General features: G+C 74.2%; 20 protein-coding genes. 11 read left to right on the top strand and 9 right to left on the bottom strand.

Features of this window, described 5'->3' with window-relative positions; all coding sequences use genetic code 11:
* Positions 1-119: 119 nt before the first annotated feature.
* Positions 120-1,646 carry an NCS1 family nucleobase:cation symporter-1 gene (locus ACH4C6_RS17820; protein WP_398109510.1) on the top strand — a complete coding sequence of 509 codons (1,527 nt, stop codon included), beginning with the start codon at positions 120-122 and terminating at the stop codon, positions 1,644-1,646.
* A 29-nt stretch (positions 1,647-1,675) separates the two neighbouring features.
* On the opposite strand, the gene ACH4C6_RS17815 is transcribed toward ACH4C6_RS17820, so the two are convergent.
* Positions 1,676-2,344, bottom strand: coding sequence for a hypothetical protein (locus tag ACH4C6_RS17815; protein ID WP_398109509.1), 669 nt, complete (start codon positions 2,342-2,344; stop codon positions 1,676-1,678).
* Positions 2,345-2,695: 351 nt separating this feature from the next.
* Here ACH4C6_RS17815 and ACH4C6_RS17810 point away from each other — a divergent pair, with 351 nt between their 5' ends.
* From ACH4C6_RS17810 to ACH4C6_RS17795, 4 genes are all read left to right on the top strand, one after another.
* Positions 2,696-4,522 (top strand): gamma-glutamyltransferase family protein, encoded by a 1,827-nt coding sequence (locus ACH4C6_RS17810; protein ID WP_398109508.1) that lies wholly within the window; start codon positions 2,696-2,698, stop codon positions 4,520-4,522.
* Between the two features lie 86 nt (positions 4,523-4,608).
* Positions 4,609-5,454, top strand: coding sequence for an inositol monophosphatase family protein (locus tag ACH4C6_RS17805; protein ID WP_398109507.1), 846 nt, complete (start codon positions 4,609-4,611; stop codon positions 5,452-5,454).
* Between the two features lie 238 nt (positions 5,455-5,692).
* Positions 5,693-7,102 (top strand): phytoene desaturase family protein, encoded by a 1,410-nt coding sequence (locus ACH4C6_RS17800; protein ID WP_398109506.1) that lies wholly within the window; start codon positions 5,693-5,695, stop codon positions 7,100-7,102.
* Positions 7,099-7,608: an O-acetyl-ADP-ribose deacetylase gene (locus tag ACH4C6_RS17795; protein WP_398109505.1), complete on the top strand. Its 510-nt coding sequence runs from the start codon at positions 7,099-7,101 to the stop codon at positions 7,606-7,608. The genes ACH4C6_RS17800 and ACH4C6_RS17795 overlap by 4 nt, the downstream gene beginning before the upstream one ends.
* An 18-nt stretch (positions 7,609-7,626) precedes the next feature.
* On the opposite strand, the gene ACH4C6_RS17790 is transcribed toward ACH4C6_RS17795, so the two are convergent.
* The 3 genes from ACH4C6_RS17790 to ACH4C6_RS17780 all read right to left on the bottom strand — a co-directional run bounded on the left by ACH4C6_RS17790 (position 7,627) and on the right by ACH4C6_RS17780 (position 11,111).
* The gene (locus ACH4C6_RS17790; protein ID WP_398109504.1) at positions 7,627-8,460 is read right to left on the bottom strand and encodes a class II glutamine amidotransferase; all 834 of its coding nucleotides are present in this window, start codon (positions 8,458-8,460) and stop codon (positions 7,627-7,629) included.
* A 597-nt stretch (positions 8,461-9,057) separates the two neighbouring features.
* Positions 9,058-10,467: a DUF2252 domain-containing protein gene (locus ACH4C6_RS17785; protein WP_398109503.1), complete on the bottom strand. Its 1,410-nt coding sequence runs from the start codon at positions 10,465-10,467 to the stop codon at positions 9,058-9,060.
* Entirely contained in the window at positions 10,464-11,111 is a 648-nt protein-coding gene (locus ACH4C6_RS17780) for a potassium channel family protein (protein ID WP_398109502.1), read from the bottom strand. The genes ACH4C6_RS17785 and ACH4C6_RS17780 overlap by 4 nt, the downstream gene beginning before the upstream one ends.
* A 231-nt stretch (positions 11,112-11,342) precedes the next feature.
* Between ACH4C6_RS17780 and ACH4C6_RS17775 the strand changes: the two genes are divergently transcribed.
* The 3 genes from ACH4C6_RS17775 (at position 11,343) to ACH4C6_RS17765 (ending at position 13,115) form a co-directional block, all read left to right on the top strand.
* Positions 11,343-12,074: an HdeD family acid-resistance protein gene (locus ACH4C6_RS17775; protein WP_398109501.1), complete on the top strand. Its 732-nt coding sequence runs from the start codon at positions 11,343-11,345 to the stop codon at positions 12,072-12,074.
* A gap of 120 nt (positions 12,075-12,194) precedes the next feature.
* A complete protein-coding gene (locus ACH4C6_RS17770) occupies positions 12,195-12,665 on the top strand; it encodes an SHOCT domain-containing protein (RefSeq protein ID WP_398109500.1) in 471 nt (156 codons plus the stop codon).
* Between the two features lie 33 nt (positions 12,666-12,698).
* Positions 12,699-13,115 carry a hypothetical protein gene (locus ACH4C6_RS17765; RefSeq protein WP_398109499.1) on the top strand — a complete coding sequence of 139 codons (417 nt, stop codon included), beginning with the start codon at positions 12,699-12,701 and terminating at the stop codon, positions 13,113-13,115.
* Between the two features lie 95 nt (positions 13,116-13,210).
* Here ACH4C6_RS17765 and ACH4C6_RS17760 read toward each other — a convergent pair whose 3' ends face one another.
* Complete coding sequence (locus ACH4C6_RS17760) at positions 13,211-15,256, bottom strand: SpoIIE family protein phosphatase (RefSeq protein WP_398109498.1); 2,046 nt, start codon at positions 15,254-15,256, stop codon at positions 13,211-13,213.
* A gap of 794 nt (positions 15,257-16,050) precedes the next feature.
* Here ACH4C6_RS17760 and ACH4C6_RS17755 point away from each other — a divergent pair.
* A complete protein-coding gene (locus tag ACH4C6_RS17755) occupies positions 16,051-19,941 on the top strand; it encodes a glycoside hydrolase family 2 TIM barrel-domain containing protein (protein ID WP_398109497.1) in 3,891 nt (1,296 codons plus the stop codon).
* Between the two features lie 27 nt (positions 19,942-19,968).
* Here the strand turns inward: ACH4C6_RS17755 and ACH4C6_RS17750 are convergent, their stop codons facing one another.
* Positions 19,969-20,331, bottom strand: coding sequence for an ArsR/SmtB family transcription factor (locus ACH4C6_RS17750; RefSeq protein WP_398109496.1), 363 nt, complete (start codon positions 20,329-20,331; stop codon positions 19,969-19,971).
* Positions 20,332-20,474: 143 nt separating this feature from the next.
* On the opposite strand from ACH4C6_RS17750, the gene ACH4C6_RS17745 reads away from it, so the two are divergent.
* Both ACH4C6_RS17745 and ACH4C6_RS17740 read left to right on the top strand, forming a co-directional pair.
* A complete protein-coding gene (locus ACH4C6_RS17745; RefSeq protein ID WP_398109924.1) occupies positions 20,475-21,956 on the top strand; it encodes an AlkA N-terminal domain-containing protein in 1,482 nt (493 codons plus the stop codon).
* A complete protein-coding gene (locus tag ACH4C6_RS17740; RefSeq protein ID WP_398109495.1) occupies positions 21,953-22,435 on the top strand; it encodes a methylated-DNA--[protein]-cysteine S-methyltransferase in 483 nt (160 codons plus the stop codon). The genes ACH4C6_RS17745 and ACH4C6_RS17740 overlap by 4 nt, the downstream gene beginning before the upstream one ends.
* A gap of 9 nt (positions 22,436-22,444) precedes the next feature.
* Here ACH4C6_RS17740 and ACH4C6_RS17735 read toward each other — a convergent pair whose 3' ends face one another.
* The 3 genes from ACH4C6_RS17735 to ACH4C6_RS17725 form a co-directional block, all read right to left on the bottom strand.
* Complete coding sequence (locus tag ACH4C6_RS17735) at positions 22,445-23,173, bottom strand: SIR2 family NAD-dependent protein deacylase (RefSeq protein WP_398109494.1); 729 nt, start codon at positions 23,171-23,173, stop codon at positions 22,445-22,447.
* Between the two features lie 88 nt (positions 23,174-23,261).
* Positions 23,262-23,756 carry an NUDIX domain-containing protein gene (locus ACH4C6_RS17730; protein WP_398109493.1) on the bottom strand — a complete coding sequence of 165 codons (495 nt, stop codon included), beginning with the start codon at positions 23,754-23,756 and terminating at the stop codon, positions 23,262-23,264.
* A gap of 44 nt (positions 23,757-23,800) precedes the next feature.
* Complete coding sequence (locus ACH4C6_RS17725; RefSeq protein WP_398109492.1) at positions 23,801-24,871, bottom strand: ADP-ribosylglycohydrolase family protein; 1,071 nt, start codon at positions 24,869-24,871, stop codon at positions 23,801-23,803.
* Positions 24,872-24,957 lie beyond the last annotated feature (86 nt).

Raw genomic sequence — 24,957 nt, 5'->3', positions numbered from 1 at the left:
ACCCCCTCGACCCCCCCTTCCCGGCGGCTCGGGAAGGGGGCCCGGGCGCTCCCGAGCGCACTCCCCATGGGCGCCACCCGCACGGCCTCTCCCGACCCACTCCCCGATTGGGCTGGCCCATGACCGACACCGCACCCACGGCCACACCACCGACCTCCCAGCTCACCCTCGCCGACGGCCGGGTGGAGTTCGCCCCGGGCACCCCCGCGCCCAGCGGCCCCTACGCCAACGAGGACCTGCTTCCGGTCCCGGTCGAGAAGCGCACCTGGACCACGTACAACTTCTCCGCGCTGTGGGTCGGCATGGCCCACAACACGGCCTCATGGACCCTTGCCTCCGGGCTCATCGCCGTCGGCATGGACTGGAAGCAGGCGGTGTTCACCATCGCCCTCGCCAACGTCATCGTGCTGATACCGATGCTGCTGACCGGCCACGCGGGACCGAAGTACGGCATCCCCTTCCCGGTCTTCGCCCGGGCCTCCTTCGGCGTCCGCGGCGCCAACCTGCCCGCCGTCGTGCGGGCCCTGGTGGCGTGCGGCTGGTTCGGCATCCAGACCTGGATCGGCGGCGAGGCGATCTACTTCCTGGCCGGCAAGCTCATCGGCACCGGCTGGACGGACGCAGCGAAGGTCGGCGGCCACGCCTGGACCATGTGGCTGTCGTTCGCGATCTTCTGGGCGCTCCAAGTCGTCATCATCCACCGGGGCATGGAGACGATCCGCCGCTTCGAGAACTGGGCGGCGCCCTTCGTGCTCGTCGGCGCGTTCGTGATGCTGTGGTGGATGAGCGGCAAGGCGGGCGGCTTCGGCCCGCTGTTCGACCAGCCCTCGAAGCTCGGCTGGGGCGCCGACTTCTGGAAGCTGTTCGCGCCCGCCCTGATGGGCATGATCGGCTTCTGGTCCACGCTGTCGCTGAACATCCCGGACTTCACCCGCTACGGCAAGAGCCAGAAGGCGCAGACCCGGGGTCAGGCGCTCGGCCTGCCGACCACCATGACCCTCTTCGCGTTCCTGTCGGTGATGGTCACCTCGGGCTCGCAGGCCGTCTACGGCGAGGCCATCTGGGACCCGGTGCAGCTCGCCGCCAAGACCGACAGCACGGCGGGCCTGCTCTTCGCGCTGGTCACCGTCCTGGTGGCGACGCTCTCCGTCAACGTCGCGGCCAACCTGGTCTCCCCGGCGTTCGACTTCTCCAACATCGCGCCCCGCAGGATCAATTTCCGCGCCGGCGCCCTCGCCACCTGCGTCCTCGGTGTGCTGATCCTGCCCTGGAAGCTGTACTCCGACCCGCAGGGCTACATCTTCACCTGGCTCGGGCTGGTCGGCGGCCTGCTCGGCACGGTCGCCGGCATCCTCATCGCCGACTACTGGATCCTGCGCCGCTCCCGGCTCGACCTGGCCGACCTGTACCGCGCGGGCGGCCGCTACTGGTACACCGGCGGCTGGAACTGGCGGGCCGTCGTGGCCTTCGCCGCCGGAGGTGTCCTCGCCGTCGGCGGGGCGAGCTTCGAGCCGCTGGCCGACGGCCGTCCGATCCCGGCACTGGCCGGACTGGCGGACTACGGCTGGGCGGTGGGACTCGGCACGTCGCTGGTGCTGTACCTGCTGCTGATGGCGCAGCGGAATCGTGGGCGGACGGCGGTCTGACCACGTCGGCCGGGGCCGGCGCGCTGCGCTCAGTCCCGGCCGGCCTCCAGCGCGGCCACCGCCTCCTTCGCGGCCTTGATGGCGCCCTTGTTGATCGTGTCCGTGTCGGGCGCCTTCTTCGACTCGAAGTCGCTGCCGTTGTAGGTGACCGTCACCAGCGCGTTGGAGGCGCGGGCGACGACGACGCCCTCACGGGTCTGCTGCTTGTCCTCGGTGGTGAGGTTCACGACGGAGTATGCCCCGTCGCCCAGACCGGGGACGTCCCCGCCGCCGCTGCGCTTGGCGGTGGCCGACCGGTAGGACCCGGCCGCCGCCTCGTCCGACGCCAGGATCTCGAAGGAGACGTCGAGCCACCGGTAGTCGTAGCCCTTGAGCGCGTTCCAGGAACAGGTGCGGCGCACCTGCGCGTCCGTGGACGGTATCTCCTTGCCGGCCGCCTTCGCGCCCGGGACCAGCGACGAGACCGTCTTCTTGGCAACGCTGTCACAGGGCGCGGGAGCGGCCGTGTACGTCCTCGACTCCGCAGACGTCGACGGGGTGGAGGCGGTCTGCGTCCGGGCCGTGTCCTCGACGGGTCTGTGCGCGGCGGCCGGCGGGGCGGCGAGCGGCCCGGAGGTCAGCGCCCAGCCCGCCGCGGCGAGCACGACGACCGGCGACAGGCGGGCCGTCAGGGTCAGAGGCAGGGGGAGGGAAGGCACGACGCACGGCGCCCTTCTCTTGGGGGACGGACGGTGCGGAACGGGTCCGCACGGCGGACGGGGACGCCAGTGTCACACGAGTGCCCGGGGCGTGGAAGGGGCGACCGGGCACCCGGGCCGGACCACCACGGTTCGCACCGGCCCGGTCGCGCTGCGCAGCCCGGAAAGCGCCCCTTCGCCCTCCTTTCACGCATATCCGGACTTACCCCAACTGTCGGCCATTGACCGTGACATCGGCGCCGGTGGGGCACCGCGCCGGGCTCCGCGCCGCGCGGTGCCGCGAGGTTTGCGCCGCGGCGCGAGCGGGGCAGGGGAGCGGTGGCCCACGACGACGAGAGGTACCGCAGCCCTATGTTCACGTCCCGCCCCACCCTCCAGGGCACCTTCGGCATGGTGGCCTCCACGCACTGGCTCGCCTCTCAGTCGGCGATGGCCGTGCTGGAGGACGGCGGCAACGCCTACGACGCGGCCGTGGCGGGCGCGTTCGTCCTGCACGTCGTCGAGCCGCACCTCAACGGCCCGGCCGGCGAGGTGCCGATCCTGCTCGCCCCGGCCGGCGGGGAGGTGCGCGTGCTGTGCGGCCAGGGCGTCGCCCCCACCGGGGCCACCGTCGCCCACTACCGGGGGCTCGGGCTGGACCTGGTGCCGGGCACCGGGCCGCTGGCCGCAGCCGTGCCGGGCGCCTTCGACGCCTGGATGCTGCTGCTGCGCGACCACGGCACGAAACCGCTCGACGAGGTGCTGACGTACGCCATCGGCTACGCCGAGCACGGACACGCGCCCGTGGAACGCGTGGGCGAGACCGTCGAGACCGTGCGCGAGCTCTTCGAGACGGAGTGGACCTCGTCCGCCGACGTCTACCTGCCCGGCGGGCGGGCCCCGCGCCCCGGCGAGCTCTTCCGCAATCCCGCCCTCGCCGCCACCTGGAGGCGGCTGCTCGCCGAGACCGCCGGAGCCGGCGGCCGCGAGGCGCGCATCGAGGCCGCGCGGGAGGTGTGGCGCACGGGCTTCGTCGCCGACGCCCTGGCCCGGCAGGCCGCCCGCCCCACGCTGGACACCAGCGGCGACCACCACACCGGCACCCTCACCGCCGCCGACCTCGCCGGCTGGTCCGCGTCCTACGAGAACCCCGTGACGTACGACTGGAACGGCTGGACCGTGTGCAAGCCCGGCCCCTGGAGCCAGGGCCCGGTCCTGCTCCAGCAGCTCGCCCTGCTCCCGCCCGCCCTGCCCCCCTACGGCTCGGCCGACTACGTCCACCTGCTGATCGAGAACTGCAAGCTGGCCATGGCCGACCGCGAGGCCTGGTACGGGGACGCCGCCGACGTGCCGCTCGGCGACCTGCTGTCCGACGCGTACAACGCGGCCCGCCGCACGCTGGCCGGCGAACGGGCCGACCACGACCTGCGGCCCGGCAGCCCCGGCGGCCGCACCCCGCGCCTGTGCGCCCACGCACGCGTGGCCGCCGCCGCGCAGGAGGGCTACGACGCCCTCGGCGTCGGCGAACCGACCGTCGCCAAGAGCCCGGCGTCGCCCGTGCCGGGCGAGCCGGAGATCCTCACGGACGGCACCACCCGGGGGGACACCTGCCACCTCGACGTCGTCGACCGCTGGGGCAACATGGTCTCGGCCACGCCCAGCGGCGGATGGCTCCAGTCCAACCCGGTCGTGCCCGAACTGGGCTTCCCGCTCGGCACCCGCCTGCAGATGACCTGGCTGGAGGAGGGCCTGCCCAACTCCCTCACCCCGGGCCGCCGCCCCCGCACCACGCTGACCCCGTCCCTCGCCCTGCGCGACGGCGTGCCCGTCATGGCGTTCGGCACGCCCGGCGGGGACCAGCAGGACCAATGGCAGCTGCACTTCTTCCTCGCGGTCGCCCTGCGCGCGCCCGTGCGCGGCGGCCTCGACCTCCAGGGCGCCATCGACGCCCCGAACTGGCACAACGACAGCTTCCCCGGCTCGTTCTTCCCGCGCGGCATGCGCCCGGGCAGCGTCACCGTGGAGTCCCGGACCGATCCGGCCGTCGTCGCGGAACTGAGGCACCGCGGCCACGAGGTGACCGTCGGCGGCCCCTGGTCCGAGGGCCGGCTGTGCGCCGTCGCACGCGACCCGGACACGGGCGTGCTGTCCGCCGCGGCCAACCCGCGCGGCATGCAGGGATACGCCGTCGGCCGCTGACCTGCGGCCCGCGTTGTTCATCGCGATTCCACCCCGCGTGCACCGGGCGGGTGGGGATTGTCAGTGCCGCGTGTTGTGATGGGGGAGTGATCGACAGCACCGAAACCATCGAAGAGTTTCTCGCACAGCACGCGTCCGACGTGGAGGAGGCCGTACGGAAGGCGGCCGCCGACGAGATCATGCCGCGCTGGCGCCGCCTCGCCGCGCACGAGGTCGACCAGAAGAACGGCCCGCACGACCTGGTCACCGACGCCGACCGCAGGGCCGAGCTGTACCTGACCGACGTGCTGGCCGCCCTGCTCCCCGGTTCGGTCGTGGTCGGCGAGGAGGCGGTCCACGCCAACCCCGCGTCCTACGAGGCGATCCGCGGCGACGCCCCGGTCTGGATCGTCGACCCGGTCGACGGGACACGGCAGTTCGTGCACGGCGACACCGGCTTCTGCACGCTGGTCGCGCTGGCGCTCGGCGGCACCCTGCTCGCCTCCTGGACCTACGCCCCCGCCCGTGACGTGCTCGCCACCGCCGTCCGCGGCCGAGGCGCCCGGCTCGACGGGGAGCGCCTGTTCGCCGGGCCCCCCGAGCCGGGCCGGGACCTCGCCGTGGCCACCTCCCACCCCGACTACACGACGGACGAGCAGAAGCACGCCCTGCTCGCCCTGCGCACCGACGGGGTGGCACCGCGCCCCTGCGGCTCGGCGGGCCTGGAGTACCTGGCCGTCGCCCGCGGCGAACTCGACGCCGTGGCGTTCAGCTGGGAAGCCGCCTGGGACCACGCGGCCGGGCTGCTGCTCGTCGAAGAGGCGGGCGGCGTCCATCTGACCCGCGACGGCGAGCCGTTCCGCATCACGGGCGGCAACACCCTGCCCTTCACGGCGGCCCGGGACGCGGCCACCGCCCGCCGGGTGGCCGAGCTGCTGTCCGGCGGCGGGTGAGCGCGGCGGCCGCCCGCCCGACCCGCCCGCGCCTTCCGGTGCGGGGAGGGAAGGGACTGTCCGGGAGCCGTCGCGCGCCGCGCCCACCCGGCCACGCCGCGTGCGCGTGCGCCGGTTCCGGCCGTCCCCGGCCGTGTTTCCCGCCGGAAGATCCCCCGCCGCCGGTGACCGTCCGTCCCCGGGCCTATCCTGATCCCCAGTGGCCGTCGGCTGACGAAGGGGTCCCAAGGTGCCGTCCATGCTCGATGCCGTCGTGGTGGGTGCGGGGCCGAACGGACTGACCGCAGCCGTCGAACTGGCCCGCCGCGGCTTCGCCGTCGCCGTCTTCGAGGCCCGCTCCACCGTGGGCGGCGGCTCCCGCACCGAGGAGCTCACCCTCCCCGGCTTCCGGCACGACCCGTGTGCCGCCGCGCACCCCCTCGCCGTCAACTCCCCGGCGTTCCGCGCCCTGCCCCTGGAGCGTCACGGCCTGGAGTGGCTGCACGCCGAGCTGCCGATGGCGCATCCCTTCCCGGACGGCACGGCGGCCGTCCTCGCACGGTCGGTGGGGCGGACGGCCGCGTCCTTCGGGCCGCGCGACGCCGGGACGTACCGCAGGCTGGTGGAGCCGTTCCTGCCCAAGTGGGACACGCTCGCCCGGGACTTCATGTCCCTGCCGCTGACCGCGCTGCCCCGCGACCCGGTCACCCTCGCCCGCTTCGGCCTCGCGGGACTGCCCCCGTCGACCCTGCTGATGCGCCGCTTCCGCGACGAACCGGCCAGAGCGCTCGTCGCCGGGCTCGTCGCCCATGTCATGGCCCCCCTGGGCGGGTTCGCCACCAGCGCCATCGGCCTGGTCTTCGCCCTGGCCGCGCACGCCCGCGGCTGGCCGGTCGCCCGCGGCGGTTCCCAGGCGATCTCCGACGCCCTGGCCGGCCACCTGAGGGAACTCGGCGGCAGTGTCCACACCGACTACGAGGTCAAGCGGCTCGACGACCTGCCCCCGGCCCGGGCGTACGTCTTCGACACCTCGCCCACGGCCCTGGCCCGTATCGCCGGCCTCGGCGACCACTACGCCGGTTACCGGTACGGGCCCGGCGTGTTCAAGATCGACTACGCGCTCGACGGCCCGGTGCCCTGGACCGCGCCGGAGGCCCGGGTCGCCGGCACCGTGCAGGTCGGCGCGAGCAGCGCCGAGATCGGCGCGGCGCTGCGCGCCGCGTCGCGCGAGGGCCGGGCCCCCGACGCGCCGTTCCTGATCACCGTCCAGCCGAGCGTCGTCGACCCGAGCCGGGCTCCCGCGGGCAAGCACGTCTTCTGGGCGTACGGCCACGTCCCGCACGGCTGGACCGGGGACCTCACCGACGCCGTCGAACGTCAACTGGAGCGCTTCGCCCCGGGCTTCCGCGACCGGGTGCTGGCCCGCGCCACCGCCGGACCGCCCGAACTCGCCGCCCGCAACGCCAACTACGTGGGCGGGGACATCGCCACCGGGGCGGCCTCGGGCCTGCAGCTGATGCTGCGCCCGAAGCTCACGGCCTTCCCGTACCACACCCCTCACCCGGCCGTGTTCATCTGCTCGTCGGCGACCCCGCCGGGGCCCGGTGTGCACGGCATGTCGGGGCACAACGCGGCCAAGGCCGTGTGGAAGCGGCTGAGGCAGACATGACCACCATCGCCCTGGTCCGGGGGGACATCACCCGCCGGCACGTCGACGCCGTCGTCAACGCGGCCAACTCCTCCCTGCTGGGCGGGGGAGGGGTCGACGGCGCGATCCACCGCCGCGGCGGCCCGGCGATCCTGGAGGACTGCCGCAGGCTGCGCGCCTCGCAGTACGGCAGGGGCCTGGCCACCGGGCAGGCGGTCGCCACCACCGCCGGCGACCTGGACGCGCACTGGGTCATCCACACCGTCGGGCCCGTCTTCGACGCGTCCGAGGACCGTTCCGCCCTGCTCGCCTCCTGCTACCGCGAGTCCCTGCGCGTCGCCGACGAACTCGGCGCCCGCAGCGTGGCCTTCCCTGCCATCTCCACCGGGATCTACGGCTGGCCCATGGACGACGGCGCCCGCATCGCGGTCGACACCGTGCGAGCTGCCGACGCGGCCGTCGAGAAGGTCGAGTTCGTGCTCTTCGACGAGCGGGCGTACGCGGCGTTCGCCGCGCGACTGGGCTGACAGCCCCGCCGCACCGGCTCACGCGGGCTGGGGCTCGAAGTGCCGCAACATGTGATGCCCGGGCTGGACGACGCCGTAACTGCTCTCCGGCACGGCGTTCCACACGCCCGGCAGATCGCCCAGCGGCTCCGAGACGACCAGCCGCGTCTCGTCGGAGAGGTGGCGCAGGAACGCCAGATCGGGGTGCAGGGCCCGGATGTCCTCCACCCGGCTGCTGTAGTACAGGGAACGGGAGTCGCCGCCGCTGGAGTAGCGGAAGAACCAGATGCGTTCGCCGTCGGTGACCGCGATGGTCATCTGCAGCGGCTCCGCCACGCCGTGCTCCCGCCCGAGCCGCTCGACGAGCCCGGTCATCCGGGCCACCGCGCCCGGGGGATCGCGGTCGAGACCCAGCGTGAGGGCCAGGTGGAACATCACCTCGGAGTCGGTCGTGCCCTCCAATGACGGGAACAGGGCCGGGTCGACGCTCATCATGAGATCCCGGCGCAGTTCTGAGAAGCCGGTGATCGCACCGTTGTGCATCCACATCCAGCGCGCGTGGCGGAAGGGGTGGCAGTTGGTCTGCTGCACCGCGGTCCCCGTGGAGGCGCGGACATGGGCGAAGAACAGCGAGGAGCGGACGTGGTCGGAGATCTCCCGCAGGTTGCGGTTGCTCCAGGCCGGGCCCGTGTCGCGGATGACGGCCGGCGTGCTCAGGTGCGAGGCGTACCAGCCGACGCCGAAGCCGTCGCCGTTGGTGGTCTCCACGCCCATCCGTGCGTGCAGGCTCTGGTCGATCAGCGAGTGCTCCGGCCGGTACAGCACGTCGTCGAGCAGCACGGGAGTGCCGGAGTAGGCGAGCCAGCGGCACATGATCGGTACCCCCGTTCCGAGCCGCCCGGACGCTCCCGGGTCTGCGGCTCCTCGGCTGCGGATGGCGACGGCGGCGCGCCGGGTGCCCGAGCGCGTGACCCCAGCCAACCAAGGCCCCGCGCACGGCCGCATCGCCCGTGACGGGTGGTTGCGCGGCCGGACCGGGCCGTGGGGGCGGGGTGAAGCGCGCCCTGCCGGAGGCCCGGCCGCAACACGGCACCGCGGGCCGCCCTCGGTCGGCCCCGTGGAGGAGCCGTGGGCACGGCAGCGGGACCTGCTGTTCGCCGCCGAGCCCTGTGTATCGGTGGACGGCGGTCGGGAGGAGCGGGCGGCTGCGCCGGTGCCCGGGCGGTCAGAGTGCCGCCGTGCGGATGCGGCCGGAGCGGGCCGCGCCGGGGTCGGGCGGTGAGCGGGCCCCCGCCCGAAGTCCTGCCGCAATACGGCAGCGCGGACGCGTCACCGTCGCCTTGGGCCGCCCTCGCTCTCCCCGTGGAGGAGCCGTGTGCACGGCAGTGGCACCTGCTGTCCGCCGCCGAGCCCCGCGTGCCGGTGGGCGACGGCCGGGGGGAGCGGGCGGCTGCGCCGGTGCCCGGGCGGTCAGAGCGCCGCCGTGCGGATGCGGCCAGAGCGGGCCGCGGCGCCGAGCGCCTCGAAGTCCCGCTCGTTGCGGTCGGCGTAGGACTGTGCGAACGCGGTCAGGGCGCGGTCGAAACGGTCGCTGCCCCCGAGGTACGCGGCGATGGCGACGGGGTCGCCCGAGCGGGCGTGGGCCCGGGCCAGGCTCGCCCCGCACAGCCGCGCGAACAGCCGCAGCAGGCCGGGGTCCATGGTCTCCGGCCGCGCGATGCCCTTCCAGTCGCGCAGTTGCCGTACGTAGAAGTCCCGCTCGCGCCCGTCGAGTCCGACGGCGTGCGTCCAGCCGAGCAGGATGTCGCTGGTGGTCTGGATCAGCCGCTGCCCGGCCACCACCCGCCGGCCCTCGTTGTCGTAGTGGGCCCCGCCGGTGTGGGCGGCCAGCACCGACTCCTGTGCCTCCTTGGCCTGGAGCAGCAGCGGGTCGTCGTCGTCCCGGCCGAGCAGCAGGACGATCCAGCAGCGGGTGCCGACACTGCCGACCCCCACCACCTTGCGGGCGATGTCCACCATCCGGTAGCGGCGCAACAGGTGCCGCCGCTCCGACGACAGGGTGCGGACGTAGCCCTCCAGGACCGCGCGCAGCTCCTCCTCCTGCTCGTGCGGCGAGGACCCGCCGACGAGATCCCGCAACGGTGTGATCAGCGGCGGGTCGGGAGCGATGACCCGCCCCTCGGGGGTGGCGGCGGTCAGTTTCGCGAAGGCCTGCAGGTGGGTGCGGGTCCGGGCCTTCGCCGCCGCCTCGGCGGTGCGGCGCCGGGCCCGCCGGGTCATCGACGCGGCCAGCAGCTCCCGCACGTGGTCGGCGTCGTCCTGGGCGTACCAGACGTCCAGGTTGCGCATGCCGGCGAACTCCCGCATCCGCGCGCGGTAGGCGGACACGCACGTCGCCACCACGCCGTCCTGCTCCTTCGTCCGGAAGCCGTTCGCCCGGCCCGCGATGGCGAAACTCGTGGCGAGCCGTTTGACGTCCCATTCGAAGGGCCCGGCCAGCGTCTCGTCGAAGTCGTTGATGTCGAAGACCAGACGGCGCTCCGGCGAGGCCAGCAGCCGGAAGTTCAGCAGGTGGGCGTCCCCGCACAGCTGCACGCGCAGCCCGGTGTCCGGTGCCGCGCCGAGGTCGGCGGCCATGACGGCCGCGGCACCCCGGTAGAAGCGGAAGGGCGACTCGAGCATGCGGCCGTAGCGGATCGGCACCAGCTCGGGTACGCGCGTGGCCGACTGGCGCTCCACCACCTCGACCGGGTCGAACCGCCCGGGCCCGGGCTCGAACCGGGCGTGCGAGGACCGCGGACGGCGTCGCCGTGCGGCGCGTCCCTCGGCGGCCCGCTCGGCCGGCGTCGCGTAGGAGGCGGACGGGCTCGGTACGGTCACGGTTCTGCCCTCCGGTCGCGGGGGAAGTCGTCCGCCGGCTCCCGGCCCTGCCGGCGCAGCGACGCCTGCACGGCACCGGCGAGGATCTTCGCGGCCACGCCCACCAGCAGCAGTCCGCCCGCCATCTGCACCATGGTCAGGACCCGCCCGGCCTGGGAGCGGGCGGCGATGTCGCCGTAGCCGACGGTGGTGAACGTGGTGAGCGTGAAGTACAGGGAGTCCGTCTTGGTCAGCGGCTCGCTGAACGAGCCCGGCGTGGAGTGCTCCAGCAGGAAGTAGGCACCCGCGAAGAGCAGGAGGAACAGCGCCAGCGTCGTGCCGAGGGCCTCGATGGCCTTCAGCCGCGGGTAGGGCGACTCCAGGATGGCCCGCACCTCCCACCAGAAGACCAGCACCACGAGCAGCAGCCCGCACGCGAGCACGGCCGAGGCGCCGGGGGAGCTGCGCCCGTCCAGGGGGAGCACGTAGTAGACGGTGACGAGTCCGGCGGCGATGAGGACGGTCCGCACGAGGGCGGCGGCCGAAGCGCGCCGCCGGGGCCCCGGGCGCCGCCCGGCCTCCTCGTCCGGCCCGGGCCGGGTCGCCCCGCCCCCCGTCCCCGTGCCGCTCCGGGCCCCGGACCGGTGAAGCGCCGAATCCGCCATCTCGTCCCTTCCGGTCGTGTCGTTCCGTGGTGCCCTCGTGCGGCGCCTCCGTCCGGCGGCTGCGCGGACGCGCATCCACGGGCGGACGCTTCCAGCCCACCTCGGCCGTCCCGGCAGGGGATCACCCGCCGCGGGTGACCCGGTGCCCGGCGGCCCGCGCGAGGTTGGGTGCAGGGGCCGGTGCCGTCCGCCGGACGGCCCGTGTGCGTCCGGCCCGCCGAGGAGGAACCAATGACCACGTCGTCGTCAGGCCCGGTGACCGGCCCGGAAGCGGCCCCTGGAGCGGGAGCCCCTGGAGCGGGAGCCCCCGGTCCGGTTGCCCCTGGGCCGGGAGCCTCTGGGCCGGGAGCCCCCGGACCCGGGCCCGCCCGCCCGGCCGACCCCGCCGACCTGCTCGCGGTGGTCGGGCGCTCCTGGACCTGGATCCTCGCCTCCGCGGTCGCCACCCTCGTCCCGGGGATCCTGCTCCTGGTCTGGCCCGAGGCGACGCTGCACGTGGTGGCGGTCCTGGCCGGGCTGTACCTGCTGGCGGCCGGGGTGTTCCGGTTCGTGGAGATCTTCGCCCGGCAGGAGCAGGGCCACCGCGTGGCCGGCCTGCTGCTGGCCGTGCTCTACGTCCTGGCCGGCGTGCTGTGCCTGCGCAACCCGCTCCAGACCATCACCGCCCTCTCGCTGATCGTCGGGCTGATGTGGCTGGTGTCGGGGATCCTCACGCTGTACACCGCCCTCGCGGCGCGGGACCTGCCCCACCGGGGCTTCCTCCTGGGTGCCGCCGTGCTCGCCGTGATCGCCGGGGTGGTGGTGCTGGCGCTGCCCGCGGAGTCGGCCCGGGCGCTGACCCGGCTGCTCGGACTGTGGCTGGTGCTGCTCGGGCTGGCGGAGGCGGGGCTCGCCCTCGCCTGGCGGGCGGCGCTGCGCCGGGCCGCGGCGGCCGTGCCGGGCGGCCCGGCAGCGGGCGGCTGAGACCGTGGCGCTCCGGCCGCACGATCACCCTCCCCGGGTGAGGCGGCCGGGGCCGCGTCACCCGGACGCTGGTACCGCAGGGGAGCCGCTGCGCGGCGGCACCCGGGACGGAGGAGCGACATGACCGCACAGACCTACCTGGCGTACGACTTCCCACTGCTCAGCGCCTTCTGGACGATCCTCTGGGTCTTCCTGTGGATCATGTGGTTCGTGCTGCTCTTCCGGGTCGTGTTCGACATCTTCCGGGACGACGACCTGAGCGGCTGGGCGAAGGCCGGCTGGCTTGCGTTCTGCATCCTCCTGCCGTTCCTGGGCGTGTTCGTCTACGTCATCGCCCGCGGCAAGGGCATGGGCCACCGGGAGACGGCCCGGGCCCGCGCGCAGCAGCAGGCCATGGACACCTACATCCGGGAGACCGCCAGGGGCGGCGGGGAGCGGCGCAGCAGCGTCGACGAGCTCGCCCGGCTGTCCGAGATCCGCGCTCGCGGCGACATCACCGACGAGGAGTTCGACCGGGCCAAGGAGCTGGTGCTGAGCGGCTCCGGGCCGTCGGGGGCCTCGGCCTCCGCCACCTACCCCTCCGGCCGCTGAGCGCGCCGGACCCAGCAGAAACGAGGAGTCAGGATGACCGCCACACACCCCACGCACGCGCCGTCGCGTGCCAAGCGAGGCGCTGCCGCCGGCCTGACGGTCTTCGCGGCCGTGATGCTGATGATCGCCGGGATCCTGGGCATCATGCGCGGCATCGCGGCGATCGCCGAGGACGAGGTGTTCGTGTCGACCCCCAACTACGTGTTCGCGTTCGACCTCACCGGCTGGGGCTGGATCCACCTGATCCTGGGCGTGGTCGCCGTGCTGGTCAGCCTCGGGCTGTTCCAGGCGTCGACCTGGGCACGCGTGGTCGGTGTCGGCATCGCCGCGCTCGTCATCATCGCCAACTTCGTCTCGCTGCCGTCCTACCCGGTGTGGTCCGTGGTGATGATCGCGATGTCGGCGTTCGTCATCTGGGCCCTGTGCACCACGAAGAAGAGCGACTTCTGACCGCCCGGTGGTGATCCGGCGGGCGCGCGGGCCGGGACGGCCCGCGCGTTCCCGTAAGCCCGTACGCCGGTGCGGGCGCCGGCGCGGCGGGTGTGTCAGACGCGCCTGCGCACCAGAAGCAGCGCCACGTCGTCGTCGGGCTCCGGACTCAGCGCGCCGAGGAGCCCGTCGCTGGTGCGTTGCAGGCTGGGACCCGTGCCGCTCAGCGCACGCGTCAGCGTGCCGAGACCGGTGTCGATCGGCTCGCCGCGCTTCTCGACCAGCCCGTCGGTGTACAGGGCGAGCAGCGAGCCCGGCGCCAGCTCCACCTCCAGGGTGCCGAAGTCCACGCCACCCACCCCGAGCGGCACACCCCCGGGCACGTCGAGGAGCTCCGCACGGCCGTCCGCCCGGCCGAGCACCGGCGGCAGGTGCCCGGCGCTGGACAGCTCGCACACCCCGCGCTCCAGGTCGCACACGGCGTACACGCAGGTCGCGATCGCGTCGCCGAGCGAGCCGGCGATGTCGTCGAGGTGGCGCAGCAGCTCGGCGGGCGGCAGGTCCAGGCGGGCCAGCGCCCGCGTCGCCGTGCTCAGCTGGCCCATGATCGCGGCGGCCTGCACGCCCTTGCCCATGACGTCGCCGACGACCAGACCGGTGCGCCCGGGCCCGAGCGGCAGCACGTCGTACCAGTCGCCGCCGACCTCGCTGAGGGCCGGGCGGTAGCGGGCCGCGATGTCGAGGCCCTCGCGCTGCGCGGGCGTGCTCGGCAGCAGGCTGCGCTGCAGGGTCAGGGCGGTGCCGCGCTCCCGGCCGTAGAGGCGGGCGTTGTCGATGCAGATGGCGGCGCGGGCGGCGAGCTCGGACGCGAGCACCTGGTCGCGCTCGTCGAAGGGGCGCTCGTTGACCGTGCGGTACAGCGAGAGCGTGCCGAGCACCTTGCCCCGGGCCACGAGCGGCAGCGCCAGATAGGTGTGGGCCCCCGCCTCGCGCAGGGCCCGCGCCGCCCCGGCGTCGCGGGCGAGACGGCCGAGCATCCGGTCGTCCACGTGCTCGACCAGGACCGGCCGGGCACTGCGCACGCACTGGGTGATGACCCGCGAGGCGCCGTAGGTGGCCAGCTCGCCCACCGGGTCGGCGGCGTGGATGGCGTCGGTCGGGTAGCCGGCGGCGACGGCCAGCGCCCGGAACTCGGCGGGCGCGCCGCCCGTCACGGGGGTGATGGTGCCGTGGGCCACGACCGACTCCAGGACGTCCACGGCCGCGAGGTCCGCCAGCTGCGGCACGACGACACCGGCCAGTTCCCGCGCGGTCTGCTGCAGATCGAGGGTGGTGCCGATCCGCGCGCCCGCGTCGGCGACGACCGACAGGTGCTGGCGCGCCTGGGCCACCTCGGCGGCGGCCTGCTGCCGCTCGGTCACGTCCAGCACGGCCACCGCCAGTCCGAGCACCCGGCCGTCGGTGTCCTCGATGCGGTGGTACGACTCCGAGTAGGCCCGGTCCTCGGTGTCCGCCGGGGTGCGGCCGACGGTCTGCTGGTCGAGCAGGGGCCGGCCGGTCTCCAGGACGTGCCGCATCCGCCCCTCGATGGTCTCCACGTCCAGGCCGGGCAGCACCTCGCGGATCCGGCGGCCCAGCAGGGCCTCCTCGGGCAGGCCGTTGATCCGCTCCAGGGCGGGATTGACGCCGACCCAGCGCAGCTCGTTGTCGAAGACCGCGATGCCGAGGGGCGTCTGGTTGACGAGACTGTGCGAGAGGGCCAGGTCCCGCTCGACCTGCCGTACGGTCGAGGCGTCCGTGGCCAGGCCCAGCAGGTGGGGCCGCCCCTCGCTGTCGAAGAGACGCATCGTGCGGAACTCCACGGCGCGTTCCGTGCCGTCGCGGTGCCGCAGCGGGAAGACACCGGCCCAGCGGTCGCCCGAGCTGACCTGGGCGAACAGTTCCCTGCCGCGGGCCCGGTCGGCCGGGGCGACGAGCAGGGTGTCCGCGCGCCGGCGCAGGGCCTCGGCGGCGGTCCAGCCGAGCAGCTGCTCGATCTCGGGGCTCCACAGGGCGATGTAGCCGTCGCCGTCCAGCACCACGGCCGCGACCTTCAGCAGGTCCAGCAGCCCGCCGGGCGCGGCCGTGACGGCACCGCGATCCGAGGGCGCATACCCGTTCATGCGAGCCGCTCCTTCCGGCGCGGCAAAAGGTCCGGCCAAAGATCCGATGCACAGGCTGTCCGATGAGGTCACATTACGTTCGCGGCGGTGACACTGTCGCGTCGAAATGACAAATTGCCGACGCCTCGCGCGGGAGCCGACGGGTGGCATGCCGGCAGATCGGTCCCCCGGCCCCACGGCCCCCCCCCGGGCCCGTGGCTCCGGGCTTCCGCCCCACGGCCCCGGGCCCACGGCTCCGGGCTTCCGCCCCACAGCTCTCGGGCTGCTGCCCCACGGCCCCGGGCTCACGGCGCCGGGCTTCCGCCCCACGGCTCCAGGGCTCCTGCCCCACGGCCCCGGGCCCACGGCTCCGGGCTCCCGCCACCACGGCTCCAGGGCTCCTGCCCCACGGCCTCCGAGCTCACGGCTCCGGGCTCCCGCCCCCACGGCCCCCGGGCTCCCGCCCCACGGCTCCCGGGCTCCCGCCCCACGGCCCCCGAGCCCACGGCTCCGGGCTTCCGCCCCCACGGCTCCCGGGCTCCCGCCCCACGGCCCCCGGGCCCACGGCCCCCGGCATCCGGCACCACGGTCGGTGGCGGGGCGGGCCCGGTGCGGAACCACCAGGACCGAACAGAGTCCGACGGGGTCATTGCTTCGTTTCTGTTCGAGTCCTAGGGTGTGCCTGCTCAGCAGTTGCTCCGTCACCGTCAGTTGCCCGCGCCCCGACGGAAACACCCCGTACCCAGGGAGAGTTGGGTCCGCCGCTGACATGCCCTCAGTCCGTGCACCCTGTCGCACCGAGGAAGGCCACGGTCATGCCGCACCCGCTCCCGTCCCCCGCCGACCGGCCCGTCGTCAGCCGGCGCCGCCTGCTTGAAGGAGGCGCCGCCGTCCTCGGCGCGCTCGCCCTGTCCGCTTCACCGGCCGCGGCGTCCGCGGCCGGCCGGAGCCCCGCCGCGGACGGCCCACCGGAGTGGAACGACTCCCTCGCCACCTACCGGATCGGCACCGAACCGCCGCACACCACGCTGATGCCCTACGCCGACCTCGGCCAGGCCCTGGCGGGCGACCGCGAGCGCTCGCCGTACCGGCTCAGCCTGGACGGCACCTGGAAGTTCGCCTATGCCGACCGGCCCGAGGACCGCGACCCGGACTTCCACCGCACCGACCTCGACGACTCCGGCTGGGACACCGTCCCCGTGCCCTCCGCCTGGCAGCTGCACGGCTACGACGTCCCGATCTACGTCAACATCACCTACCCCTGGTGGGGTCCCAACGGCGGCGGCGAGAACGCCCAGCCGCCCGCCGCCCCCACCCGCCGCAACCCCGTCGGCCAGTACCGCCGCACCTTCACCGTGCCCCGCGACTGGCGCGGCCGGCGCACCTTCCTGCACTTCGAGGGGGTCAAGTCCGCCCACTACGTCTGGATCAACGGCCGGCTCGTGGGCTACCACGAGGACTCCTACACCTCCGCCGAGTACGACATCACCCGCCACCTCCAGCCGGGCACGAACCGGATCGCCGTCGAGGTGTACCGCTACTCCGACGCGGACTGGCTGGAGGACCAGGACATGATCCGGCTGAGCGGCATCTTCCGCTCGGTCCACCTGTACTCCACACCCGACGTGCACCTGCGCGACTTCAAGCTCGACACCCCGCTCGGCGACGACCACACCTCCGCCGGGCTGGAGCTCACCGCGCACGTGCGCGACTACGGCGGCCGGGGCGGCGGCCGCCACACCGTCGAGACCCAGCTGTACGACGCCCGGGGCCACGCGGTCTGGACCCGGCCCCTGAACGGGACCGTCGACGTGCCGGACGGCGACGAGGCGACCGTGCGGGTGTCCCGCGCCGTCCCGGCACCGAAGCTCTGGTCGGCCGAGCACCCCTACCTCTACACCGCCGTGCTGCGGCTGCGCGACCCGTCCGGGCAGGTGATCGAGACCCTCTCGCACCGGGTCGGCCTGCGCGAGTTCGCGCTGAAGGACGGCCTGATGCGCATCAACGGCAAGCCGGTCTCCTTCCGCGGCACCAACCGGCACGAGATGCACCCCGTCACCGGCTCGGCGCTCACCCGCGCCCAGATGGTCGAGGACATCGGGATCATCAAGCGCCTCAACATCAACAGCGTCCGCACCTCGCACTACCCCAACAACCCGCTGTGGCTCGAACTCGCCGACGAGTACGGCCTGTACCTCGTCGGCGAGACCAACCTGGAGACCCACGGCATCCGCGACCGGTTCCCGGGCAGCGGCCACCCCGAGTGGACCGAGGCGTGCGTGGTGCGCGCGCAGAACATGGTCCACCGGGACAAGAACCACGCCTCGGTGGTCATCTGGTCCCTCGGCAACGAGGCGGGCGGCGGCACCACCTTCAACGCCATGCACGACTGGATCCGCTCCTACGACCCCACCCGTGTCATCCAGTACGAGGGCGACGACCGCCCCGGCATCAGCGACATCCGCTCCGAGATGTACGACAGCCCGCAGCGCGTCGAGCAGCGCGCCCTGGACCCGAGCGACACCCGGCCGTACGTGATGATCGAGTACTCCCACGGCATGGGGAACTCCAACGGCAACTTCAGGAAGTACTGGGACGTCGTCCGCCGCCACGACGTGCTCCAGGGTGGCTGGATCTGGGACTTCGTCGACCAGGCGCTGCGCTGGCCCACCCCGGCGCGCAAGCTGCTGACCGAGTCCGGCCCGGGCCGCCTGCGCGGCGAGATCATGGCCCCGGCCGGCACCTTCGACCGCGCCGAGGGCGTGTCCGGCGGCACGGTCTTCCCCCGCGATCCCGGCCTGGACCTCACCGGCTCCCTGACGCTGGAGGCGTGGATCACCCCGCACGTGACGGGCTATCACCAGCCCGTCCTCGCCAAGGGGGACACCCAGTACGCCCTCAAACAGACGGACCGGACCCTGGAGTTCTTCATCCACGGCGGCGGCCAGTGGATCACCGCGAGCTGGGCGCTGCCCGATGACTGGACGGGCAGCGAGCACCACGTCGCCGGAGTCTTCGACGCGGACGCCGGCACCCTCACCCTGTACGTCGACGGCCGGGTGCGCGGCACCAGGACCACCACCCGGCGCCCCGCGAACAACACCGCGTCTCTGTCCCTGGCCACCGACGTCGACAACCCGACCCGGGAGTTCAGCGGCACCGTCCGGCGGGCCCGCGTGTACGCCCGGGCACTGAGCGCCGCCGAGCTGGCCTCGGACACCCGGACGCCGGACGACGAGGGCGTGCGGTTCTGGTTCGACGCCGCCACCGCCGGCCTCACCGAGAAGCGCCCGCGCGACAAGACCTTCTACGCCTACGGCGGCGACTGGGGCGACAACCCCAACGACGGTGCGTTCTCCGGCGACGGCATCGTCACCGCCGACCGCGGCCTCACCGGCAAGTCGGCCGAGGTCAAGCAGGTCTACCAGGCGATCGGCGTCGAGAAGGCCCGGGGCGGTCCCGGTGCCGTCACGCTCACCAACGAGTACCTATTCACCAACCTCCGCGAGTTCGACGGGCGTTGGGAGCTGATCGCCGACGGCGAGGTCGTGCGGCGGGGGCGGCTGACCGGCGAGCAGCTGGACGTCGCCCCGCTGAGCAGCAAGGACGTCACGGTGCCGGTGCGGCTGCCGGCGAAGCCCGAGCCGGGCACGGAGTACTTCCTCCGGCTCTCCTTCGCCCTCAGGGAGCGCACCCCGTGGGCGAGGGCCGGGTTCGAGGTGGCCAAGCGCCAGCTCGCCCTCGACGTGGACACCCCGGCCGTACGGCCCGTGCCCCTGCGAAGCGTGCCCACCCTGCGGCACACGGACGGGGAGCGGACCCTCACGGTGACGGGCCGGGGATTCTCGCTCACCGTCGACAAGGCCACCGGCACCCTCACCTCCTACGAGGCGGGCGGGCAACGGCTCCTCACCTCCGGGCCCGTGCCGAACTTCTGGCGGGCGCCCACCGACAACGACCGGGGCAACGGCCAGCACACCCGCAACCAGACCTGGCGCGACGCCGGAGCGCGGCGGAAGGTGACCGACGTCCGGGTGCGGACCCTGGACGGCCGGGCCGTCGAGGTCACCGTCACCGGCACCCTGCCCACCGCCACCGAGTCCGCGTTCGGCACGACGTACACCGTCTTCGGCAACGGCGAGATCCGGGTCGACAGCACCCTGCGCCCCGGCTCGCCGGACCTGCCCTACATCCCCGAGGTCGGCACCCTGCTGTTCCTGCCGCGCCGGCTCGACCGGCTGCACTACTACGGCCGGGGACCCGAGGAGAACATGTGGGACCGCCACGACGCCACCGACGTGGGTCTGTACTCGGGCACCGTCCCGGGGCAGTGGTCGCCCTATCTGCGACCGCAGGAGAACGGCAACAGGACCGACGTCCGCTGGGCCGCGCTGACCGACGGGAGCGGCCGGGGGCTGCTGGTGTGCGGTGAACCGCTGGTGGAGGTCAACGCCTCCCACTTCACCCCCGAGGACCTCTCGGTGGGCGTCCGCCACGACTACCAGCTCACGCCCCGGGACGCGGTGGTGCTGCGGGTCAACCACCGCCAGATGGGCGTCGGCGGCGACGACAGCTGGGGCGCGCACACCCACGACGAGTTCAAGCTGTTCGCCGACCGCGACTACGCCTACACCTACCGGCTGCGTCCGCTGACGCGCCCGAACGAGGCGACGCGCCTCTCGCGTCGGCCCACCGCCACCGACTAGGACCGCCGCCGGGCCCGGCGGCGCCGCTCACCCGGCGGTGTCGCTGAGGCCCAGGCGCAGGTGCTCGACGTGGTACACGGCCTGGTCGAGCAGCTCGGCGACGTGGTGGTCGTGCAGCGCGTACACCACCGAACGGCCCCGGCGCTCGCCGACGACCAGGCCCAGGTTGCGCAGCAGCCGCAGCTGGTGCGAACAGGCCGACTGCTCCATGCCGACCTCGGCGGCCAGCTCCGTCGCGGGCAGCGGACCCTCGCGCAGCCGGGCCAGGATCAGCAGCCGGGAGGGCGTGGACAGGGCCTGGAGGGTGGTGGCGACCTTCGCGACGTTGTCCGCGTCGAGGCGTACGCGCTCACCGGCGTCCTGCACAGGGGTGACGGCTCCATGACCCATGACGCCATCGTACCGGCCCCGCACGAACACATGAATGAATCGTCATCTGTCCCGCTCCGGTCGCCCGCGTCCGCGCCTCGATGTCGGATTCTCGCCAGCGACCGCCCGCCCCGGTGGCGGATGCTGGAGGCATGCGGATGGGGATGCACACCGACACCGAGCGCTGCGTGCGCGCCGTGCGGTCGAAGGACGCGCGCTTCGACGGCTGGTTCTTCACGGCCGTCCTGACCACCGGCATCTACTGCCGGCCCAGCTGCCCGGTGGTGCCGCCCAAGCCCGAGAACATGGTCTTCCACCCCAGCGCCGCGGCCTGCCAGCAGGCCGGCTTCCGGGCCTGCAAGCGCTGCCGGCCCGACACCAGCCCCGGCTCGCCGGAGTGGAACCTGCGGGCCGACCTCGTGGCCCGGGCCATGCGGCTGATCGCCGACGGCGTCGTCGACCGCGAGGGCGTACCCGGCCTCGCCGCCCGCCTCGGCTACAGCGCCCGGCAGGTCGAGCGCCAGCTCCTGGCCGAACTGGGCGCCGGCCCCCTGGCGCTCGCCCGCGCCCAGCGCGCCCAGACGGCCCGGCTGCTCATCGAGACGACGGCCCTGCCCATGGCGCAGATCGCCTTCGCCGCCGGTTTCGCCTCGATCCGCACCTTCAACGACACGGTCCGTGAGGTCTTCGCCCTCGCACCGAGCGACCTGCGCGCCCGCAGCCCGAAGCGGCAGGGCGCGAGCGCCCCGGGGGCGCTGTCCCTCCGGCTGCCGTTCCGCGCCCCGCTCAACCCCGACAACCTCTTCGGCCATCTCGCCGCCACGGCCGTGCCCGGAGTGGAGGAGTGGCGCGACGGCTCCTACCGCCGCACCCTGCGCCTGCCCTACGGCCACGGCATCGCCGCCCTCGCCCCCGCCCCCGACCACATCGCCTGCCGCCTCACCCTCGGCGACCTGCGCGACCTCCCCGTCGCCATCAGCCGCTGCCGCCGGCTGCTCGACCTGGACGCCGACCCCGTCGCGATCGACGACCAGCTGCGCACCGACCCGGTCCTCGCACCGCTGGTGGACAAGGCCCCCGGGCGGCGCGTCCCCCGCACGGTGGACGAGGCGGAGTTCTCCGTCCGGGCCGTGCTCGGCCAGCAGGTGTCCACCGCCGCCGCCCGCACCCACGCCGCCCGGCTGGTCGGCGCGCACGGTGAACCCGTCGACGATCCCGAGGGCGGCCTCACCCACCTCTTCCCCGACCCCCGGGCCCTGGCGGAGCTCGACCCGGAGACACTCGCGCTGCCCCGCGCCCGCCGCACCACCCTCACGACCCTGGTCCGCGCCCTCGCCGGCCAGGACCTGGGCCTCGGCGTGGAGAGCGACTGGCCGCGGACCCGCGACCGGCTCCTCGCCCTGCCCGGCTTCGGCCCCTGGACGGCCGACGTCATCGCCATGCGCGCCCTCGGCGACCCCGACGCCTTCCTCCCCACCGACCTCGGCGTGCGCCGCGCCGCCCGCGAGCTGGGCCTGCCGTCCACGCCCGCGGCGCTCACCGCCCGCGCGGCGGCCTGGCGCCCCTGGCGCGCCTACGCCGTCCAGTACCTCTGGGCGACCGACAGCCACCCGATCAACTTCCTCCCCGCACAAGGACGTCCATGAAGCAGCACACCGTGACCGACAGCCCCTACGGAGCCCTCACCCTCGTCGCCGAGGACGGCGTCCTGTGCGGCCTCTACATGACCGACCAGCGCCACCGCCCGCCCCAGGAGACCTTCGGCACCCGCGACGACACCCTCTTCGCGCGGGCCGAGGAGGAGCTGACGGCCTACTTCGCCGGAGAGCTCCAGGAGTTCACCGTCGAGACGCGGCTGAACGGCACCCCGTTCCAGCGCCGGGTCTGGGACGCACTGCGCCGCATCCCCTACGGCGAGACGCGCACCTACGGGCAACTGGCCCTGGCCCTGGGCGCCCCCACCGCCTCCCGCGCGGTCGGCCTCGCCAACGGCCGCAACCCCCTGGGCATCATCGTCCCCTGCCACCGCGTGATCGGTGCCGACGGCAGCCTCACGGGCTACGGGGGCGGCCTGGAGCGCAAGCAGCGCCTGCTGGACTTCGAACGGGGAGCGGCCCTGTTCTGACCCGCGGCGCTACCCCGCCGCGAGCCCGCGCAGCAGCGCCGGCAGGGCCGTGCCGATGGGGTCGCGGACGACCTCGTCGGCCAGCTCGTCGTAGGGCGTGGGCTCGGCGTTGACGACGATCAGCCGTGCGCCGTGGTCGGCGGCGACACCGGCGAGCCCGGCGGCGGGCTGCACCTGCAGGCTGCTGCCGGCGGCGACGAAGACCTGGCACGCCTTGGCGACGGCGGCCGCCTCACCGAGCACCACGGGGTCCAGGCGCTCGCCGAACATCACCGTGGCCGGCTTCAGGATCCCGCCGCACCGCGCGCACGGCGGGTCGGCCTCCCCGGCCTCGACCCGGCCCAGGGCCTCCTCCATCGGCCCCCGCGCATGGCAGGCGGTGCACACGAACTCCCGTGCCGTGCCGTGCAGTTCGAGGACCTTGCGGGCGGGCATCCCGGCGAGCTGGTGCAGCCCGTCCACGTTCTGCGTGATCACCCGCACCGGCACCCCGGACCGCTCCAGCTCCGCGACGGCCCGGTGCGCGGCGTTCGGCTCGGCGCCGAGGGCCCCGGTCTCCCACCGCATCCGCCACGACCGCCGCCGGATCTCCGGATCGCCCATGTAGTACGCGTAGGTCACGAGCTTCTCGGCCTCGGGATCCCTGCGCCACAGCCCGTTCGGCCCGCGGTAGTCGGGGATCCCGGAGTCGGTGGACACACCGGCCCCGGTGAGCAGGGCGACGAGCGGCTTGGCCATGCCGGCGAGAGTAGGCCGGATCCCCGGCGGCGGCGAGCGGATATCGCGCGGCGGCGAGCGGAAATGGCGCGGCGGCAGCCGTCACCGGTCAGAAGACCCGCCGGCCGTTCTCCAGTTCCGCCGGACCCGAGCCCTCCGCCAGGACGTCGAGGGCGGCCAGGACGCGCCGGCCGAGGGCGCCGGGCAGGTACGCCGTCAGCTCCTCGCGGGGGACCGTACGCCAGGACAGCAGCTCCTCCTCCTGCAAGCGGATCGCCTTCAGGTCCTCCTCGCCGAGCACCCCGCCGTCGTACAGGTACGCCACCAGCGGCGGGCGGTCCGCGCCGGGCACCCAGTCCACCGCCAGCAACCGCCCGGGCTCGCGGTCCAGGCCGATCTCCTCCAGCGTCTCGCGCCGCGCACCCTGCCGCGGGCTCTCCCCGTCGTCGGACTCGACGGTGCCGCCGGGCAGCGCCCAGCCCTCCCGGTAGTTGGGCTCGACCAGCAGCACTCGGCCGGCGCCGTCCCGGAACAGCACGGCCGCAGCGGCCAGGACACGGGGCAGGGAGGCGATGTAGGCGGCGTAGTCAGGAGAGGTGCTCATGAGGGGCAGCGTAGCCACCGGACGCCCCTCCCCGGCCTGCCGGTTCAGCCCTCCGACTCCGCCAGCCGCACCGTCCGCTCCGCCAGCTCGCTGATGCGGACCCCGTCGAAGCCGAACACCGCGCTGCGCACGGTGTCCTCCAGCGGCGCCGTCCACTGCGCGGGGATGGCCGCCGCGCCGCCCAGCACCCCCGCCACCGAGCCCGCCGTCGCGCCGTTGGAGTCGGTGTCCAGGCCGCCGCGGACGGTCAGCGTGATGGTGCGCGTGAAGTCGCCGTCGCCGTACAGCAGACCCGCCGTGAGGACGGCGGCGTTCGGGATCGTGTGGATCCACCCCATCCCGGCGGTCTCCTCGGCGACCGTGGTCAGCGTGTCCTCCCAGGACATCCGGGTGTCGTGCAGCGAGGCCACCCGGCGGACGGTGCGGGCGAGGCGGCTGCCGGCCGGGATCACGGCCAGGGCCTCGTCGAGGGCCCGCCGCACGGTGGGCGCGGTGAACGCCGCCGCGACCAGCGCCGCCGCCCACATCGCGCCGTAGATCCCGTTCCCGGTGTGCGACAGCACGGCGTCCCGCCGGGCCAGCGCGGCGGCCCGGCGCGGTGCCCCCGGGCAGGTCCAGCCGAACACGTCGGCCCGGATGAGGGCCCCGATCCACTCCTGGTAGGGGTTGTCGTACGTCGCGGTGAGCGGCGGCTGCAGCCCGTTGGCGAGGTTGCGGTAAGCGGCCCGCTCGGCGGTGAACGTCTGCAGGTACGGCAGCCGCAGCAGCCACAGGTCGCCGACCTGCTCGGTGCTGAAGCCGAAGCCGTGGGTCTCCAGCAGGTCGAGGCCGAGGATCGCGTAGTCGACGTCGTCGTCGCGGCAGCTGCCGTGGATGCGGCCGCGGACGCACTGGCGCCACTCGGGGCGCAGGGCGCCCGCCTCGTCGCCGGCGGGCTCGGGCAGGTAGTCCGTCAGCGGGAGGGCGGCGGCCCGCCTGAGGTAGCGGTCGATGCGGTCGCGCGACCAGACCTCGCCCTGTTCGACGGGCTTGCCGAGCATGTTGCCCGCGATGCGGCCCTGCCAGCCGCCGAGGATGCGATCGCCGAGGTCCGTGTCCGAGCGTGCGGGGGTCATGGGGGAGGTCTACCCGTTTCGGGAGCGGAGCCTGCGGTGGGTCCGGGCCGAGGTGTCGGTGGGGGCCGGGGTGCCGCCGGGGCCGG

This window comes from Streptomyces sp. NPDC017943 (assembly GCF_044328425.1).
Classification (GTDB): Bacteria; Actinomycetota; Actinomycetes; order Streptomycetales; family Streptomycetaceae; genus Streptomyces; species Streptomyces djakartensis_A.
The sequence above is the reverse complement of the archived record's forward strand: the minus strand, read 5'-3'. Positions and strand labels throughout refer to the sequence as shown.